Source organism: Citrobacter sp. 172116965 (assembly GCF_013458095.1).
In the GTDB taxonomy this organism is placed as follows: domain Bacteria; phylum Pseudomonadota; class Gammaproteobacteria; order Enterobacterales; family Enterobacteriaceae; genus Citrobacter; species Citrobacter braakii.
On sequence record NZ_CP046673.1, the window covers coordinates 1,748,368 to 1,767,314 of the forward strand.

The 18,947-nt window shown below is 51.0% G+C and carries 17 protein-coding genes; 8 read left to right on the forward strand and 9 right to left on the reverse strand.

The genetic code is table 11. The features are described from left to right. The 6 genes from lolA (at nt 1) to GPJ68_RS08300 (ending at nt 7,525) form a co-directional block, all read left to right on the forward strand. Nucleotides 1-612, forward strand: a complete 612-nt coding sequence (gene lolA / locus GPJ68_RS08275) for an outer membrane lipoprotein chaperone LolA (RefSeq protein ID WP_003831898.1) — start codon at nt 1-3, stop codon at nt 610-612. A gap of 10 nt (nt 613-622) precedes the next feature. After that, nucleotides 623-1,966: a replication-associated recombination protein RarA gene (gene rarA / locus GPJ68_RS08280; protein ID WP_101699874.1), complete on the forward strand. Its 1,344-nt coding sequence runs from the start codon at nt 623-625 to the stop codon at nt 1,964-1,966. 92 nt (nt 1,967-2,058) lie between these two features. Beyond that, a complete protein-coding gene (gene serS / locus GPJ68_RS08285) occupies nt 2,059-3,351 on the forward strand; it encodes a serine--tRNA ligase (RefSeq protein ID WP_003831902.1) in 1,293 nt (430 codons plus the stop codon). A 236-nt stretch (nt 3,352-3,587) separates the two neighbouring features. Beyond that, nucleotides 3,588-6,032 (forward strand): dimethylsulfoxide reductase subunit A, encoded by a 2,445-nt coding sequence (gene dmsA / locus GPJ68_RS08290; RefSeq protein ID WP_180837233.1) that lies wholly within the window; start codon nt 3,588-3,590, stop codon nt 6,030-6,032. 10 nt (nt 6,033-6,042) lie between these two features. Continuing rightward, nucleotides 6,043-6,660 carry a DMSO/selenate family reductase complex B subunit gene (locus GPJ68_RS08295; RefSeq protein ID WP_003035741.1) on the forward strand — a complete coding sequence of 206 codons (618 nt, stop codon included), beginning with the start codon at nt 6,043-6,045 and terminating at the stop codon, nt 6,658-6,660. 1 nt (nt 6,661) lies between these two features. After that, the gene (locus tag GPJ68_RS08300) at nt 6,662-7,525 is read left to right on the forward strand and encodes a dimethyl sulfoxide reductase anchor subunit family protein (RefSeq protein ID WP_104651579.1); all 864 of its coding nucleotides are present in this window, start codon (nt 6,662-6,664) and stop codon (nt 7,523-7,525) included. Between the two features lie 29 nt (nt 7,526-7,554). On the opposite strand, the gene ycaC is transcribed toward GPJ68_RS08300, so the two are convergent. After that, complete coding sequence (ycaC, locus tag GPJ68_RS08305; RefSeq protein ID WP_016152433.1) at nt 7,555-8,181, reverse strand: isochorismate family cysteine hydrolase YcaC; 627 nt, start codon at nt 8,179-8,181, stop codon at nt 7,555-7,557. A gap of 385 nt (nt 8,182-8,566) precedes the next feature. Between ycaC and GPJ68_RS08310 the strand changes: the two genes are divergently transcribed. Continuing rightward, complete coding sequence (locus tag GPJ68_RS08310) at nt 8,567-9,715, forward strand: MFS transporter (RefSeq protein ID WP_046274695.1); 1,149 nt, start codon at nt 8,567-8,569, stop codon at nt 9,713-9,715. Between the two features lie 44 nt (nt 9,716-9,759). On the opposite strand, the gene GPJ68_RS08315 is transcribed toward GPJ68_RS08310, so the two are convergent. Genes GPJ68_RS08315 through GPJ68_RS08335 form a run of 5 tightly spaced genes read right to left on the reverse strand, consistent with a single transcriptional unit; the run spans nt 9,760 to nt 13,568 of the window. Continuing rightward, nucleotides 9,760-10,236, reverse strand: a complete 477-nt coding sequence (locus GPJ68_RS08315; RefSeq protein WP_046274696.1) for a PTS sugar transporter subunit IIA — start codon at nt 10,234-10,236, stop codon at nt 9,760-9,762. A gap of 53 nt (nt 10,237-10,289) precedes the next feature. Next, nucleotides 10,290-11,201, reverse strand: coding sequence for a transketolase family protein (locus GPJ68_RS08320; RefSeq protein WP_103283675.1), 912 nt, complete (start codon nt 11,199-11,201; stop codon nt 10,290-10,292). Next, a complete protein-coding gene (locus GPJ68_RS08325) occupies nt 11,201-11,998 on the reverse strand; it encodes a transketolase (protein WP_104651580.1) in 798 nt (265 codons plus the stop codon). Before GPJ68_RS08325 ends, GPJ68_RS08320 begins: the two co-directional genes overlap by 1 nt. A gap of 12 nt (nt 11,999-12,010) precedes the next feature. After that, the gene (locus GPJ68_RS08330; protein ID WP_180837235.1) at nt 12,011-13,276 is read right to left on the reverse strand and encodes a PTS ascorbate transporter subunit IIC; all 1,266 of its coding nucleotides are present in this window, start codon (nt 13,274-13,276) and stop codon (nt 12,011-12,013) included. 16 nt (nt 13,277-13,292) lie between these two features. Continuing rightward, nucleotides 13,293-13,568: a PTS sugar transporter subunit IIB gene (locus tag GPJ68_RS08335; RefSeq protein WP_016152439.1), complete on the reverse strand. Its 276-nt coding sequence runs from the start codon at nt 13,566-13,568 to the stop codon at nt 13,293-13,295. 121 nt (nt 13,569-13,689) lie between these two features. Between GPJ68_RS08335 and GPJ68_RS08340 the strand changes: the two genes are divergently transcribed. Then, nucleotides 13,690-14,538 carry a MurR/RpiR family transcriptional regulator gene (locus tag GPJ68_RS08340; protein WP_047359385.1) on the forward strand — a complete coding sequence of 283 codons (849 nt, stop codon included), beginning with the start codon at nt 13,690-13,692 and terminating at the stop codon, nt 14,536-14,538. Nucleotides 14,539-14,595: 57 nt separating this feature from the next. On the opposite strand, the gene pflA is transcribed toward GPJ68_RS08340, so the two are convergent. The 3 genes from pflA to focA all read right to left on the reverse strand — a co-directional run bounded on the left by pflA (nt 14,596) and on the right by focA (nt 18,721). Further along, complete coding sequence (gene pflA / locus GPJ68_RS08345) at nt 14,596-15,336, reverse strand: pyruvate formate lyase 1-activating protein (protein WP_003035751.1); 741 nt, start codon at nt 15,334-15,336, stop codon at nt 14,596-14,598. Nucleotides 15,337-15,521: 185 nt separating this feature from the next. Continuing rightward, the gene (pflB, locus tag GPJ68_RS08350) at nt 15,522-17,804 is read right to left on the reverse strand and encodes a formate C-acetyltransferase (protein ID WP_016152441.1); all 2,283 of its coding nucleotides are present in this window, start codon (nt 17,802-17,804) and stop codon (nt 15,522-15,524) included. A 59-nt stretch (nt 17,805-17,863) separates the two neighbouring features. Further along, a complete protein-coding gene (gene focA, locus GPJ68_RS08355) occupies nt 17,864-18,721 on the reverse strand; it encodes a formate transporter FocA (protein ID WP_003831909.1) in 858 nt (285 codons plus the stop codon). Nucleotides 18,722-18,947 lie beyond the last annotated feature (226 nt).

Below are 18,947 nucleotides of genomic sequence, written 5' to 3' on the forward strand. Positions count from 1 at the left end.
ATGAAAAGAATCGCAATCACCTGTGCATTATTGTCGAGCTTTGTGGTGAGCAGCGTCTGGGCAGATGCTGCCAGCGACCTGAAAAGCCGCCTGGATAAAGTCAGTAGCTTCCATGCCAGCTTTACTCAGAAGGTCACGGACGGTAGCGGTGCGGCGGTGCAGGAAGGTCAGGGTGACTTATGGGTTAAACGTCCCAATCTGTTTAACTGGCATATGACGCAGCCTGACGAGAGCATCCTGGTTTCCGATGGTAAAACGCTGTGGTTCTTTAACCCGTTTGTTGAGCAGGCGACTGCGACATGGCTGAAAGATGCCACGGGCAACACACCGTTCATGCTGATTGCGCGTAACCAGGCCAGCGACTGGCAGCAGTACAATATTAAGCAAAATGGCGATGATTTCGTGCTGACGCCAAAAACCAGCAGCGGTAACCTTAAGCAGTTTACTATCAATGTTGGGCGTGACGGGACGATCCACCAGTTCAGCGCCGTTGAACAAGACGATCAGCGCAGCAGCTATCAGCTGAAATCTCAGCAGAATGGTGCGATTGAACCCTCTAAATTCACCTTTACCCCGCCGCAAGGTGTAACGGTTGACGATCAACGTAAGTAGAGGCGTGTGAGTGAGCAATCTGTCGCTCGACTTTTCTGATAATACTTTTCAGCCGCTGGCCGCGCGTATGCGGCCAGAAAATTTAGCGCAGTATATCGGCCAGCAGCACCTGCTGGCTGCTGGCAAACCCTTGCCGCGCGCTATCGAGGCCGGGCATCTGCACTCCATGATTTTATGGGGACCGCCGGGGACCGGGAAAACGACGCTTGCCGAAGTTATTGCCCGTTACGCCAACGCCGATGTCGAACGAATTTCGGCAGTGACGTCTGGCGTGAAAGAAATTCGTGAAGCGATTGAGCGTGCGCGTCAGAACCGTAACGCGGGGCGACGCACGATCCTGTTCGTGGACGAAGTTCACCGTTTTAATAAAAGCCAACAGGATGCGTTTTTACCGCATATTGAAGACGGTACCATTACGTTTATTGGTGCTACCACTGAAAACCCCTCGTTTGAGCTCAACTCGGCGCTGTTGTCGCGTGCGCGCGTTTATCTACTGAAATCGTTAACTTCCGACGACATTGAACAGGTGCTGGACCAGGCGATGTCAGACAAAGCGCGTGGTTATGGCGACCAGGATATTGTTCTGCCGCCAGAAACGCGTCGGGCTATTGCCGAACTGGTTAATGGTGACGCGCGGCGGGCGCTGAATACGCTGGAAATGATGGCCGATATGGCCGAAGTTGATGATTCCGGCAAGCGCGTATTGAAACCAGAATTGCTCACCGAAATTGCCGGTGAACGTAGTGCGCGTTTCGATAATAAAGGCGATCGTTTTTACGATCTCATCTCCGCATTACACAAGTCGGTACGTGGAAGCGCCCCAGATGCGGCGCTTTATTGGTATGCGCGAATTATTACCGCTGGTGGCGATCCGCTGTACGTTGCCCGTCGCTGTCTGGCGATTGCCTCAGAAGATGTCGGCAATGCCGATCCCCGCGCCATGCAGGTGGCGATTTCCGCATGGGACTGTTTTACCCGCGTGGGACCCGCGGAAGGCGAACGCGCGATTGCTCAGGCGATTGTTTATCTGGCCTGTGCGCCAAAGAGTAATGCGGTTTATACCGCCTTCAAGGCCGCGTTGTCTGATGCCCGCGAACGTCCGGATTACGACGTGCCGGTTCACCTGCGCAATGCGCCGACTAAGCTGATGAAAGAGATGGGCTACGGTCAGGAGTATCGTTATGCCCATGATGAGCCTAATGCCTATGCCGCCGGAGAAGAGTACTTCCCGCAGGAAATGGCACAAACGCGCTATTATCGCCCCACAAACAGAGGTCTTGAAGGCAAGATTGGCGAAAAGCTCGCCTGGCTCGCCGGACAGGATCAAAATAGCCCTATAAAACGCTACCGTTAGTGTTATCGTTGCGGTAATGTTGTCTCTGTATCCCTGTGACCGCAGGCTGTGGTCACTTTCTCCTATTTTAATTCGATAAGCACAGGATAAGCATGCTCGATCCCAATCTGCTGCGTAATGAGCCAGACGCAGTCGCAGAAAAACTGGCAAGCCGGGGCTTTAAGCTGGATGTAGATAAGCTGCGCGCTCTTGAAGAGCGTCGTAAAGTTCTGCAGGTACAAACTGAAAACCTGCAGGCAGAGCGTAACTCGCGATCGAAATCCATCGGCCAGGCAAAAGCGCGAGGGGAAGATATCGAGTCTTTACGTCTGGAAGTGAACAAACTGGGCGAAGAGCTGGATGCCGCGAAAGCTGAACTTGATACCTTACAGGCCGAGATCCGCGACATTGCGCTGACTATTCCTAACCTGCCAGCGGACGACGTTCCGGTGGGTAAAGATGAAAATGACAACGTCGAAGTCAGCCGCTGGGGTACTCCGCGTGAGTTTGATTTCGAAGTGCGCGATCACGTTACCCTGGGTGAAATGCACACGGGTCTTGATTTCGCCGCTGCGGTTAAGCTGACCGGCTCTCGTTTCGTGGTCATGAAAGGGCAGATTGCGCGTATGCACCGTGCGCTGTCTCAGTTCATGCTGGATCTGCATACTGAGCAGCATGGCTATAGCGAAAACTACGTCCCGTATCTGGTTAACCATGACACGCTGTACGGTACAGGCCAACTGCCGAAATTCGCTGGCGATCTGTTCCATACCCGTCCGCTGGATGAAGAAGCTGACAGCAGCAACTATGCGCTGATCCCAACAGCAGAAGTTCCGCTGACCAACCTGGTGCGCGACGAGATCATTGATGAAGATGCGCTGCCGATCAAAATGACTGCGCATACGCCGTGCTTCCGTTCTGAAGCAGGTTCTTACGGTCGTGACACGCGTGGTCTGATCCGTATGCACCAGTTCGATAAAGTTGAGATGGTGCAGATTGTTCGCCCGGAAGATTCGATGGACGCGCTGGAAGAGATGACCGGCCATGCCGAGAAGGTCCTGCAACTGCTGGGTCTGCCGTATCGCAAAATCATCCTGTGCACTGGCGACATGGGCTTCGGCGCATGCAAAACTTACGATCTGGAAGTGTGGATCCCGGCGCAGAATACCTATCGCGAAATCTCCTCTTGCTCCAACGTGTGGGATTTCCAGGCTCGTCGTATGCAGGCGCGTTGCCGCAGCAAATCCGACAAAAAGACCCGTTTAGTGCATACTCTGAACGGTTCCGGTCTGGCGGTTGGGCGTACGCTGGTTGCGGTAATGGAAAACTATCAGCAGGCTGATGGCCGCATTCAGGTTCCGGAAGTATTACGTCCGTACATGAATGGCCTGGAATTCATCGGTTAAGTTACCTTTCTCTGCTAAAAAAGCGCCTCAGGGCGCTTTTTTTATGCCCGTTTGACGTCGGACAATAACGACTACTCCCATAGGGGTAATACTGACTTCGAATGAAAGTCAGTATTTTTCTCTGTCTTTTAGCAAATTCAGTTTCTACCAGCCCGTATATCGATATTAACGTTATATAAAAAACTATACATCGAATATTTGTATTTTGTTTATTGTGAGCAGCAGAGTGAGCCACTATGAAAACTAAGATCCCCGATGCCGTGCTGGCAGCTGAGGTTACTCGCCGCGGTTTGGTGAAAACGACGGCGATAGGCGGACTGGCGGTGGCCAGTAGCGCGTTTACCCTGCCATTTACCCGTATTGCAAATGCTGCAGAAGCCCTTAATCCGACACCGATTAATGAGAAAGTGATCTGGAGCGCGTGTACGGTAAACTGCGGCAGCCGCTGCCCGCTGCGTATGCATGTGGTCGACGGTGAAATAAAGTATGTCGAAACCGACAACACCGGCGATGACAACTATGACGGTCTGCACCAGGTACGCGCCTGTCTGCGTGGTCGATCCATGCGTCGCCGAGTCTATAATCCCGATCGTCTGAAATACCCGATGAAACGCGTTGGTAAGCGTGGCGAAGGAAAATTTGAGCGCATCAGTTGGGATGAAGCCTACGACATTATTGCCAGCAATATGCAGCGTCTTATCAAAGACTACGGCAATGAGTCTATCTACCTGAACTACGGTACCGGTACGCTGGGTGGCACTATGACGCGCTCGTGGCCGCCGGGTAAAACGCTGGTAGCACGGTTGATGAACTGCTGCGGCGGCTATCTTAATCACTACGGTGACTACTCTTCAGCGCAAATCGCTGCCGGGTTGAACTATACCTACGGCGGCTGGGCTGACGGTAACAGCCCGTCCGACATTGAAAACAGCAAGCTGGTGGTTCTGTTCGGTAATAACCCTGGTGAAACCCGTATGAGCGGGGGTGGGGTAACCTATTACCTTGAACAGGCGCGACAGAAATCCAATGCCCGCATGATCATTATCGATCCCCGTTATACGGATACCGGTGCGGGGCGTGAAGATGAATGGATCCCGATCCGTCCTGGTACTGATGCGGCGCTGGTCAATGGTCTGGCGTATGTCCTGATCACCGAAAACATGGTTGACCAACCGTTCCTCGACAAATACTGCGTGGGTTACGACGAGAAAACCTTACCGGCCGACGCACCGAAGAACGGTCACTATAAGGCGTATATTCTTGGGCAGGGTAAGGATGGCATTGCCAAGACCCCGGAGTGGGCGGCGCAGATTACCGGTATTCCCGCTGAACGTATCGTCAAACTGGCGCGTGAATTAGGTAGTGCTAAACCGGCATACATCAGCCAGGGGTGGGGGCCGCAGCGTCATGCTAACGGTGAAATAGCGACCCGCGCCATTTCTATGCTCGCTATCCTGACCGGTAACGTTGGGATCAACGGCGGCAACAGCGGGGCGCGTGAGGGCTCATACAGTTTGCCGTTTGAGCGTATGCCAACGCTGGAAAACCCTGTTGAAACCAGCATCTCGATGTTAATGTGGACGGACGCGATTGAGCGAGGCCCGGAGATGACGGCCCTGCGTGACGGCGTACGCGGCAAAGACAAGCTCGATGTTCCTATTAAGATGATCTGGAACTATGCCGGTAACTGTCTGATTAACCAACACTCTGATATTAACCGCACGCATGAAATCCTCCAGGACGAGAAGAAGTGCGAGATGATTGTCGTCATCGACTGTCATATGACTTCCTCGGCGAAATACGCGGACATTTTGCTGCCGGACTGCACCGCCTCCGAACAGATGGATTTTGCGCTGGATGCCTCATGCGGGAACATGTCCTATGTGATTTTCACCGATCAGGCGATCAAACCACGCTTCGAATGCAAGACTATCTACCAGATGACCAGCGAACTGGCGAAGCGCCTTGGCGTCGAGCAGCAGTTTACAGAAGGTCGTACTCAGGAAGAGTGGATGCGCCATCTGTATGAGCAGTCGCGCAAAGCGATTCCTGAACTGCCTACGTTTGAAGAATTCCGTCAGCAAGGGATCTTTAAACAGCGCGATCCGCAAGGACATCATGTGGCGTACAAGGCATTCCGTGAGGATCCTAAAGCCAATCCGCTGACCACGCCGTCAGGTAAGATCGAAATTTATTCGCAGCAGCTTGCCGAGATCGCGGCAACCTGGGAACTGCCGGAAGGTGATGTAATCGATCCGCTACCGATTTATACCCCAGGCTTTGAAAGCTTAAACGATCCGCTTGTGGAGAAATTCCCTTTGCAGCTGACCGGCTTCCACTATAAGTCTCGCGTTCACTCGACCTATGGCAACGTCGATGTCCTGAAAGCATCCTGCCGCCAGGAAATGTGGATCAACCCGATGGATGCGCAGCGACGCGGTATTAACAACGGCGACAAGGTACGTATCTTTAACGATCGTGGTGAAGTGCATATTGAGGCGAAAGTGACGCCACGTATGATGCCCGGCGTGGTGGCATTGGGCGAAGGGGCCTGGTATGACCCGGATGCAAAACGTGTGGATCAGGGCGGTTGCATTAACGTCCTGACGAGCCAGCGTCCGTCTCCTCTCGCAAAGGGGAATCCGTCACACACGAACCTTGTTCAGGTTGAAAAGGCGTAAGGAGTAACCGATGACAACCCAGTATGGATTTTTTATTGATTCCAGCCGTTGCACCGGTTGCAAAACCTGCGAACTGGCCTGCAAAGATTTCAAAAATTTAACCCCGGAAGTCAGCTTCCGCCGCATTTATGAATACGCAGGCGGCGACTGGCAGGAGGACAACGGCGTCTGGCATCAGAACGTCTTTGCTTATTACCTCTCCATTGCGTGTAACCACTGTGAAGATCCGGCCTGTACCAAGGTTTGTCCGAGCGGCGCGATGCACAAACGTGAAGATGGTTTTGTCGTTGTCGACGAAGATGTTTGCATTGGCTGCCGGTATTGCCACATGGCCTGTCCTTACGGCGCGCCGCAGTACAATGCTGAAAAAGGGCATATGACTAAATGTGATGGCTGCCATGAGCGCGTCGCTGAAGGCAAGAAACCTATCTGCGTGGAGTCCTGCCCACTGCGTGCGCTGGATTTTGGTCCGATTGAAGAGCTGCGCAAAAAACACGGTACTTTGGCTGCGGTGGCGCCACTGCCGGGCGCGCACTTTACCAAACCAAGTATTGTCATCAAACCTAACGCCAATAGCCGCCCGACCGGGGATACTACAGGTTATCTGGCCAATCCGAAGGAGGTGTAAGATGGGAAGTGGATGGCATGAATGGCCGCTGATGATCTTCACTGTCTTCGGACAGTGTGTAGTTGGTGGCTTTATCGTTCTGGCGCTGGCGTTGATGAAAGGGGACTTACGCCCTGAATCGCAGCAGCGCGTGATTGCCTGCATGTTCGGGCTGTGGGTATTAATGGGCATTGGCTTTATTGCTTCTATGCTCCACCTGGGCTCACCGATGCGCGCCTTTAACTCACTCAATCGTGTAGGGTCTTCTGCGTTGAGTAATGAAATTGCCAGCGGCTCAATCTTCTTTGCCGTTGGCGGCATCGGCTGGCTGCTGGCACCGTTAAAAAAAATGTCGCCCGTATTACGCAATCTGTGGTTAGTTGTCACCATGGTACTGGGCGTGGTTTTTGTCTGGATGATGGTGCGCGTGTATAACACCATCGATACCGTACCGACCTGGTACAGCATCTGGACGCCGCTGGGCTTCTTCCTGACGATGTTTATGGGCGGTCCGATGCTGGGATATCTGTTGCTGAGAATTGCTGGCGTGGACGGTTGGGCGATGCGCCTGTTACCGGCTATTTCAGTGCTTGCTCTGGTCGTGAGCGCCATCATGTCTGTAATGCAGGGGGCTGAACTGGCGACGATCCACAGTTCCATTCAACAGGCGTCTGCGCTGGTTCCGGATTACGGCTCGCTGATGGCGTGGCGGATTGTCGCTCTGGCATTAGCGTTGTGCTGCTGGATTGTACCGCAAGTGAAAGGCTACCAGCCTGCAGTTCCGCTGCTTTCCGTCGCGTTTATTCTGCTGTTAGTCGGCGAGTTGATTGGTCGTGGCGTGTTCTACGGGCTGCATATGACCGTCGGTATGGCGGTTGCCAGCTAAATGACAAACCGGGGCATAGCCCCGGTTTTTTACTTCTGTTTAGTTAACGTGTCGTAGCTGGTCATCAGATTGCGATAATCAGGAATGTGATTAGAGAACAGCGTCGCCAGACCTTCGATATCGTTGCGCCAGTCGCGATGCAACTCACATGCGACACCAAACCACGTCATCAGTTGAGCACCGGCCTGGGACATCCGATCCCATGCTGAATGGCGAGTAATTTCATTAAATGTACCCGACGCATCGGTTACGACAAAGACATCAAAACCTTCTTCAATAGCCGAGAGCGCAGGGAAAGCAACGCAAACTTCCGTCACGACACCGGCAATAATCAGCTGTTTTTTACCGGTCGCTTTCACTGCTTTCACGAAATCTTCGTTATCCCACGCGTTAATGTTTCCGGGGCGAGCAATGTAAGGCGCATCGGGAAATTGAGCTTTCAGTTCCGGTACCAGTGGCCCGTTTGGTCCTGTCTCGAAACTGGTTGTCAGAATGGTTGGGAGTTTGAAGTATTTTGCTAAGTCGCCGAGGGCAAGCACGTTGTTTTTAAATTTATCGGGATCGATATCCCGAACCAGAGAGAGCAGGCCAGCCTGATGGTCGACCAGCAGTACTGCCGCATTATCTTTATCAAGTCTTACGTAAGGTTTAGTCATGATATTTCTCCTGTTCAGCATCAGTGGGGGAAATTTGATGAGTTTAAGTCTACAGAAAGAACGATATATGGATTAGATACCTAAATAAGAACTCACTGTTCTATTTTGAAGACAATGCAGATCTGCATCCCGCATAGAGTTTAGTAAGAAATAAAAGTAAGGGGAGTCCATGAAAATTTTCGACTGAACGCAACGCGAGATTTTTGTTTTAGATCAATAAAAACAAGCAGATGTGTTTTTGTGTTTTTTATCTATTCACATTAAGAATCAGTAATGCAAATCGATCGTCCGGAAAGCGCCTCAGCCCTCTGATTGCGCCGATTGACAATGTTTTTGGCAGTGGCATGATGCGCATGAAATTTGAACTTCCTCACGGTTTTTATTCATGTCCATCTATACCCGTCCCGTCATGCTGTTGCTGTGCGGGCTGCTTCTGCTGACCCTGGCGATCGCCGTGTTAAACACGCTCGTCCCGCTTTGGCTCGCCCATGAAAATCTGCCCACCTGGCAGGTAGGTGTGGTGAGTTCTTCCTACTTTACTGGCAATCTGGTAGGGACGTTGCTGACCGGGTATTTAATAAAACACCTTGGTTTTAATCGCAGCTATTACATTGCCTCGCTTATTTTTGCCGCGGGCTGTATCGGTCTGGGGGTTATGGTGGGATTCTGGAGCTGGATGACCTGGCGTTTTATCGCCGGTGTTGGCTGCGCCATGATTTGGGTGGTAGTGGAAAGTGCGCTGATGTGCAGCGGGAATTCGCGTAATCGCGGACGCTTGCTTGCCGCCTATATGATGATCTATTACGTGGGGACGTTTTTAGGCCAGCTACTGGTTAGTAAAGTATCAACAGAATTGATGAACGTCCTGCCGTGGGTGACGGGTACGATCCTGGCTGGTGTTTTGCCATTGCTCTTTACGCGCATTGCCAATCAGCAGGGTGATGAACAGCAGTCTACTCCTATTACCTCTATGCTGAAGCTGCGTCAGGCGCGTCTGGGCGTTAACGGCTGTATTATTTCCGGGATTGTGCTGGGGTCTTTGTATGGCCTGATGCCGCTGTATCTCAACCATCAAGGGGTGAGCAACGCCAGCATTGGTTTCTGGATGGCGGTTCTGGTTAGCGCCGGTATTCTTGGGCAATGGCCGATTGGCCGCCTGGCAGACAAGCTGGGACGCCTGCTGGTTTTACGCGTCCAGGTCTTCGTGGTTATCGTCGGAAGTATTGCCATGCTGAATCAGGCGGCGATGGCGCCTGCGTTATTTATGTTAGGTGCGGCAGGTTTTACCCTCTATCCGGTGGCGATGGCCTGGGCCTGTGAAAAGGTTGAACATCATCAGCTGGTCGCCATGAATCAGGCATTGTTATTAAGCTATACCGTTGGCAGCCTGCTGGGCCCCTCATTTACCGCGATGCTGATGCAGAATTATTCCGATAACCTGTTATTCATTATGATTGCCAGCGTATCGTTTATTTATCTGCTGATGTTGTTGCGTAGCGCCAGACATACACCGACTCCGGTGGCTCACGTATAAAGCGCGCCAGACGGTATGCAGGCAAAATGTTTGCATACCGTGACTCATTTTCCCATTGCGGGTATGCCGGAAGTTGCGAGGTATTCGCATGCTTTCAGCGTGCAGTGAAGCTGCGCCTGACTGGTCATACTCGTCAGCTGTTGTAAATGCTCCCCTTCATCCAGCCAGCAAACCAGTTTTTGAATCATTTCAATATGTCGGGTGCTGCTGGCAGCCGCCAGGACAATAATTAACCGCACATCTGGATGCCCAGGAAAAGGCACCGCCTCTTTCAGACACAAGAGCGACAAATGTGTCTCACTGCTTATCACTCCTTCTTCCGGACGAGCGTGCGGCAGGGCAAACTCAGGGCTTAAGATGTACCACGGACCCAGTTGTTCTGTTTCACGGATGATTGCCTGTGCGTAGGCGGACGTAATCGCGCCCAGTTCTTCCAGAGGCTGGCAAGCCAGCGTCACGGCCTCCTGCCAGGATCGGCATTGTTCACGAAACTGACAGGCAGAAAATAGCGCAGATGTCATTGTGTTCTCCTTATTTCAGAGCAGCAGACCGCATTGCGGTCTGCCAACCCGAACTATCTCAGGGCTTCAAAGAGTGCGGTCGCCGAAATACCGTATTTCTCTTTCAACTGGCGGCTATTGCCTGATTCCGTAAACGTATCTTGTGTCCCCAGTCGGATTAATCTCGTGGTTAATCCTTCCTCCGCCAATACTTCAGCAACCTGTCCGCCAAGCCCACCGATGATCGTGTGATTTTCAATCGTTGCGATCTGCGGGCAGTTGGCAATCAGTTGCAGAAAGCGCTGGCGGTTAAACGGTTTTAGCATGGCGACGTGAATCAGCTTGCCACGTTTTCCCTGGGCGCACAGCTGCACATAACCTGCGCTTGCCTGCTCCAGAACGGTCCCTTCATAGAGAATGGCGAAGTCATTGCCTGAGTCCTCCACGGCGGCGATATCGGTCACTCGCGGAACGGTAGATTTATCGCGCACGGGCATCGGTTCTCGGGCTACGCGAATATAGACCGGACCGGGAATGTTTACTGCCTGTTCAAATGCGGCCTCAACTTCTTCAGCGTCGGCAGGTGTTAGAATTGTGAGCCCCGGCAGTACGCGCGTCAGGGCCAGATCTTCCAGCGCATGATGCGATGCGCCGTCAGGTCCATCATCCATTCCTGGGTGGCTACCAACTAATTTAATGTTAGCTTTGGCGTAGCACGCCTGGCGCAGTTGAGTCCAGGCGGTGCCTGTCACAAACATCGCAAAGTTAACGTAGAACGGAATATTTCCTTCCAACGCCTGGCCAGTGGCAAAGCTCATTGCCGATCCTTCCGCAATACCCATTTCAAAGAAAGCGTCTGGATAGACGGCCTGGAACTGGTCAGTGCGGGTGGAGCTGGCTAAATCACTATCAATGGCGACAATGGGATAGCCCTTTTTTTTCAGGGCAATGAGTGCGTTACCAATTTCATCACGTGGGGCTTTCATCACTGCAACTCCTCCATAGCCTGCTGATATTGTTCGGTGGTTGGGGTTTTTGAATGCCAGTCACCGTTATTTTCCATATAGCTAACGCCACTGCCTTTGGTGGTATGCGCAATAATGGCGACAGGTTTTCCTTTCAGATGGCGTGAAAGCATCAGCGTGTCGGCAACCTGATGCATATCGTTACCGTTATGGAGTTCGAGTACGTGCCAGCCGAAAAGACGCACTTTGTCGGCCAGAGGTTCCAGATTCACCACTTGATTAACGGGGTCGTGGGAGGAAAAACCGTTGTAGTCGATAATCGCCACCAGGTTATCCATCTTCATATGGCCTGCCTGTTGTAGCGTTTCCCAGATTTGCCCTTCGTGCATTTCGCCATCGCCAATGATGGCGAAAACGCGCTGTGATTCCCCCCGCTGTTTTTTGGCCGCCGCCATACCAAAGGCAATGGATAATCCCTGGCCCAGCAGGCCGGTTGTTGCATCGACTTCGGGCAGAGATTTGATGCTAGGGTGCCCCTGTAAACGTGAGTTAATTTGTCGAAAAGTATTAAATTCGCTGCGCTCAATTTTGCCTTTTTGATGCAGCATGGCGTACTGAGCAGCAACCGCATGACCTTTGCTCATGACCACGCGAGCGCGAGGGGCGCAGGAGAAGTCCACCTCTTGATCGTAAATCCAGGTCAGAATGTCGATGATGGACAATGCACCGCCAGGATGGCCAATGCCTGATTCATAAATCATGGTGATAATATCCCGGCGAGCAGCCAGCGCATGGGATTTCAATTCATCAATAATCATGTTCATTCCTTATCAGGGCAACATTTTGCCGATGTAATAAACCACTAAGCCGAGGGCGACAAAATCTGTCTCCGGGAAGCTAGTACCGGACAAACCCACCGATTCCATGATGGGATAGATGAGTGCCGGGCCAATACCAATTAATATGCCAGTGACAAAGCTACCGGCGATGGCCCCTTTCCAGCCTCCTGACGCATTACCGAAGACGGCGGCGGTAGCACCAATGAAGAAGTAGGGGATGGCGACGGGGATAATGACCGTTTGCCCAATTAATGCGAGTACCCCCATAACCACCAATCCACCCACAAAGGAAGAGATGAAACCTAAAACGGTGGCGGTTGGGGCATACGGAAAGACGACTGGGCAATCCAGTGCGGGTTTGGCGTTCGGGATAAATTTTTCAGAGATGCCCAGAAATGCCGGGACTATTTCTGACAACAGCAAGCGAACGCCGGTGATGATGATATAAAGCGATGCGGTAAACGTGAGTGACTGGAATAGCGGATAAACCAGCCAATGCATTCCACCGGCGGCGGCCGTTACCGCTTCTTTGCCTGCGGCAAGCGCCGCGATGTAATAGAAAATACTGACAGAGATGGACACGGAGACGATGTAGTCTTTAAAAATCCCCAACCATCCGGGAAGATTTAGCTTTTCTGTTGACTGCTTAGGATCGCCCACGTTCGAACCGATCCATCCCGATAGCGCGTAGGCCAGAGTAACGTAATGACCCATCGCGATTTCATCATTACCGGTAATCTTACGCATCCACGGCTGAGCGATAGCTGGATAGACACAGGCCGCAAGCCCCAGCAGTATGGAGCCGACGATAATTGTTGTTACATCGCTGTAGCCAAGCGCCTTAAGCGTAACGGTTAAGAGGGCAGACAGATACAGATTATGTTGACCCGTCAGGAAGATGTATTTGAACGGCGTTACGCGGGCAAAAAACAAGTTCCAGCCGAAACCAACGACCATGATGAGTGAAACGCACATGGCAAACTTGGTTTGTGCCAGCCCAGTTAACGCTTCGGCTAACGGCATCACACCTTTCAGACCGAATCCATCGCTGAATAAGGTCTGAAAATTACCTAAGGATGTCACCGCAATCCCTGCTCCGCCGGCAAATACCAGAAATCCGACGATGGTTTTAAAGGTACCAGAAAGCACTTTTTCGATGGGCTTACGCTGGATAAGCAAACCAATTAGCGCAATAAAGCCAACTAAAAGTGGGGTTACACCCAAAATGTCGAATACAATGAACTTTAGGAGATCCATATTTCCCCCGGAGAGGTTAGTTGTTTTGAACAACGCTGGTGAGCGCAGATTCCATTTCTTCGCTGTTCATCAGATCGGTGATACCGATTGCTCTGAACCCGGCGGCTTCTACCTCATCGGTCAGGTCGCTCATGGTGATCACGAAGTCGATGTTTTGCCAGGTTCGTAGCCCTGACAGGACATCGTGTTCAAGATCGATATCCCAGCCATGTTTATCGATGACTTTTTGGGCTTTGATTTTCAGCATTAGCGAACTGCCCATACCGGTACGACAGACGATCAGACCTTTCATTAGACGTTCTCCTGTTTGTAAAAATAATTATTTTTAATTATCATTGGTGCGATAAAAATTATTATCGCAAAGCCGGGCAAAGTATGTGACAGCATTTGCATTTTGTGCAAAAAGGCGAAAAATGAGTCAGATAGATACTAATTTATTGATTAACATAAGAAATGGGGCTTCAGAGCTGAGTCCAATCCTGGAAAAGGTAGGGCGTTTTATCACTGAAAATCCTGATTTTGTGATGCGGCATACGATAACCGAGCTGGCCGATTCTATTGATACCAGCGAGGGGAGCATCACTCGTTTTTGCCGTGCCTTTGGTTTTAAGGGGTTTTCTGATTTCAGAACGGCTCTTGCTCTGGAGCAAGGAGCTGCACGGCCGAATGATGGAGGAAGTGAGGAGACGGCGGCGGTACTGGCAAGCGTTTGTGACAGCAATGCCATCATCGACAGCAAAGAGTTGCAGGCGGTTGCGACATGGTTAAATCAGCTCAGTAATATTGCAATTTATGCGGTAGGTACTGCGGTGCCGGTGGCGTTATTCCTGCAAATCAATCTGGTGCAGATGGGGAAAATAGCCAGTTATATCGACCGATTTTATCCGGCGGCTATCTCTCCGTTGGCGGACAGCCAAAAAACAGGGATTATTGTTATTCATACAGAACAAATCTCTACCGATATGATGCAGTCGCTGACGCTAGCGAAGGAACAAGGCATAAAAATTCTCTCGTTAACTCGCGGATCGTTTGCTCCATTAAATCGGCTTTCTGACTGGAATTTGCAGGCGGCGGTTGCATTACAGGGGGAAGGTGAGTCTGGTTTTGCTGAAATTGCTGGTGCGATGATGGTGGCGGATCGCATACTCAGTGCTCTGGAAGAGCAGGATGAGCGTTACGTACAGTGTCGTAAAGCACACCAGAAACGTATTTTCTCTATTGAAAGCGTGACCAATAAACTTTCAGAATATTTTATGTCGTAGGCATCGAACGTTGGCGTCGCGCTACTCAAGCAGAGCGCTGCGACGCCGTGGTCGTCATTAGTACATCACTTTATGACCATACTGCTCAAGAATGCCTTTCACGCGCTCCATGGTCTCTTTCTTCGGTGGCTTAACACCGTCAAGTTTGTACTCTTCACCCATTGCCACCCATTTGTGTTTGCCCAGCTCATGGTATGGCAGCAGTTCGATTTTCTCTACGTTGCCCATATCGCGGGTAAACTCGCCCAGGCGGTGCGCGGAGTCGTCATCGTCAGACCAGCCAGGCACAACGACGTAGCGGATCCACACCTTGATGTCTTTATTGGACAGGTAACGTGCGAACTCAAGCGTGCGATGGTTAGATACGCCCACCAGATTCTGATGGATTTCATCATTCATCTGTTTGAGATCGAGCATCACCAGGTCGGTGACTTCCAGCAATTCATCAATCACCGGATCGTAGCGGCGAACAAAACCGTTGGTATCCAGACAGGTATGAATACCTTCTTTTTTACAGGCACGAAACCAGTCGCGTACAAATTCAGCTTGCAGGATAGCTTCGCCACCGGACGCTGTCACACCGCCACCGGAGGCGTTCATAAAGTGGCGGTAGGTCACGACCTCTTTCATTAACTCGTCGACGGTGACTTCTTTGCCGCCGTGCGTATCCCATGTGTCACGGTTATGACAATACAGGCAGCGCATCAGGCAGCCCTGGAAGAAGGTAATAAAACGGATGCCCGGGCCATCAACAGTGCCACAGGATTCAAAGGAGTGAATGCGACCAATAACTGACATTGCGGTGTTTCTCCAGGTGTGGCCCATCCGGGGCCAGTGTTAGTGCACAGTTATTAACTGTGTCGAGTCTGTTTTGGCTGCTATCCATAAGTATAGATAGCTGACAAAGCAGGCTATTAAAAAGGCCCCACTTACGTGGAGCCTTTATTGTACGCTTTTTAAAGTACGATTTCAGTCAAAACCAATTACATGGTCTGAGTGAAGGTACGAGTAATAACGTCCTGCTGCTGTTCTTTAGTCAGGGAGTTAAAACGTACTGCGTAGCCAGAAACACGGATGGTCAGCTGCGGATATTTTTCCGGATGTTCCATCGCATCCAGCAGCATTTCACGGTTCATGACGTTCACGTTCAGGTGCTGACCACCTTCGATGGACGCTTCGTGGTGGAAGTAACCATCCATCAGACCAGCCAGGTTGGTCTTACGAACTTCGTCGTCTTTACCCAGTGCGTTCGGAACGATAGAGAAGGTGTAAGAGATACCATCTTTAGCGTAAGCAAACGGCAGTTTAGCAACGGAAGTCAGAGAGGCAACAGCACCTTTCTGGTCACGACCGTGCATTGGGTTAGCACCCGGTCCGAACGGCGCTCCAGCACGACGACCATCTGGGGTGTTACCGGTTTTCTTACCATAAACCACGTTAGAGGTAATGGTCAGAACAGACTGAGTCGGGATAGCGTTACGATAAGTAGTCAGTTTCTGAATTTTCTTCATGAAACGTTCTACCAGGTCAACCGCCATGTCATCAACGCGAGAGTCGTTGTTACCAAACTGCGGGTATTCGCCTTCGATTTCGAAGTCGACAGCCAGACCGTCTTCGTCACGAATCGGTTTAACTTTCGCATATTTGATTGCAGACAGGGAGTCAGCAGCAACGGACAGACCAGCGATACCACACGCCATGGTGCGGATAACGTCACGGTCGTGCAGCGCCATCAGAGAGGCTTCGTAGCTGTACTTGTCGTGCATGTAGTGGATAACGTTCAGTGCAGTGACGTACTGTTTAGCCAGCCAGTCCATGAAGTGATCCATGCGCTCCATAACTTCGTCGAAGTTCAGAACGTCGCCTTTGATCGGTTCAGATTTAGGACCAACCTGCATTTTCAGTTTTTCATCAACGCCGCCGTTGATTGCGTACAGCATGGTTTTCGCCAGGTTTGCACGCGCACCGAAGAACTGCATTTGTTTACCAACAACCATCGGGCTTACGCAGCAAGCGATAGCGTAGTCGTCGTTGTTGAAGTCCGGACGCATCAGGTCATCGTTCTCGTACTGCAGAGAAGAGGTGTCGATGGACACTTTAGCGGCGAATTTCTTGAAGTTCAGAGGCAGTTTTTCAGACCACAGAACGGTGATGTTCGGCTCCGGAGAAGGACCCATGGTGTACAGGGTGTTCAGGAAGCGGAAGCTGTTTTTGGTAACCAGAGTACGGCCATCAACGCCCATACCACCGATAGATTCAGTTGCCCAAATCGGGTCACCGGAGAACAGTTCATCATATTCAGGGGTACGCAGGAAACGAACCATACGCAGTTTCATGACCAGGTGGTCAATCATTTCCTGAGCGTCTTGCTCGGTGATTTTGCCTGCTTTGATATCACGTTCGATGTAGGCATCCAGGAAGGTGGATACGCGACCGAAGGACATTGCTGCGCCGTTCTGAGATTTAACCGCGGCCAGGTAGCCGAAGTAAGTCCACTGGATAGCTTCCTGAGCGTTGGTTGCCGGACCAGAGATATCGCAGCCATATTTAGCAGCCATTTCTTTGATCTGACCCAGTGCGCGGTGCTGTTCAGCAATTTCTTCACGCAGACGGATAGTGGCTTCCAGGTTTACGCCGTTTTCCAGATCGGACTGCAGAGAGACGAACTGAGCGTATTTGTCTTTCATCAGGTAGTCGATACCGTACAGCGCAACGCGACGGTAGTCACCGATGATACGGCCACGGCCATAGGCATCTGGCAGACCAGTCAGAACACCGGATTTACGGCAGTTCAGAATGTCTTTGGTGTAAACATCGAATACGCCCTGGTTGTGGGTTTTGCGGTATTCGGTGAAGATTTTTTTCAGCATCGGGTCCAGTTCGCGATTGTACGCTTTGCAGGAACCTTCAACCATTTTGATGCCGCCAAACGGAATGATCGCACGTTTCAGCGGAGCTTCAGTCTGCAGACCAACAATTTTCTCGAGCGCTTTGTTGATGTAGCCAGCGTCGTGAGAAGTGATGGTAGAAGCAACGGAGGTGTCAAAGTCAACAGGCGCGTGAGTGCGGTTTTCCTGTTTAACGCCTTCCATCACGCTGTCCCACAGTGCAGTGGTCGCATCAGTTGCGCCAGCCAGGAAGGACTCGTCACCCTCATACGGAGTGTAGTTTTTCTGAATGAAGTCACGGACGTTTACTTCATTCTGCCAATCACCTTTGGTAAAACCTTCCCAGGCTGTGGCTAACTTTTCATTAAGCTCGGACATGTAACACCTACCTTCTTAAGTGGATTTTTTATTTACTGCGTGTAATGGGCATCATCAGATTAATGATGATCGTTACCACGCAGATAAATGACCCAGTATGTCAACCCGACCAACAAACCGCCGCCGATAATGTTGCCGATCGTAACCGGAATCAGGTTATCGGTGATGAAATTCATCACGGTCAGGTGAGAAAAATTCTCCGGAGAAGACCCAACAGCGGTCCAGAATTCCGGGGTGGCGAAATCGCGAATTACAATACCCATAGGGATCATAAACATGTTTGCGATACTGTGCTCAAAACCGCTGGCAACAAACATTGCGACCGGTAATACCATGATAAACGCTTTGTCCATCAGGCTGCGACCCGAATAGCTCATCCATACTGCCAGACACACCATCAGGTTCGCCAGGATGCCAAGACTTACCGCCTCAACAAAAGTATGGTGCACTTTGTGGTCGGCTGTTTGCAGGACGTTGAGACCCCACGCGCCGTTAGCGGTCATATACTCGCCAGAAAGCCACATGAGTAACACGAAGATCAGGGCGCCAATCAGGTTGCCGACATAAACGTTAAGCCAGTTTTTCGCCAATTGGCCCCAGGTGATGCGACCACTGGCTTTCGCTACGACAATCAGTACGGTTGAGGTGAAGAGGTCTGCACCGCAGACAACGCAGAGAATCAGCCCCAGGGAAAAGCAGATACCACCTACTAGCTTCGCCATGCCGAAAGGCATTGTGCCGGTACCGGTTGTGGCGGTGATATAGAAAACAAAGGCAATTGAAATGAATACACCGGCAGTAATTGCCAGATAGAACGTCTTAAGCGGATGTTTCGTTGCTTTATAGACGCCTGCTTCTTCGGCAACTTTGGCCATTGCAGCAGGAAGAATAAGATCAAAAGGGTTGTCAGCTTTCACACTAACTCTCTCTTTATTAAGTCGGCGACGAGATACTAACAAAGCATTATAGATGAGAATTTGATATAGATCATATCTCGCCTGGCTTATAGGCCCGTAAGGCGCATGGTTTTTATGCGATTACGGTGTAACTTGTTGATTATCCAAATAAAAATAAATTTTAAAAATTATAAAGTGAGTTGAATTTTTTCTTTCTGTCTCCTCTGGGGCGGTTAATTAAAATGGA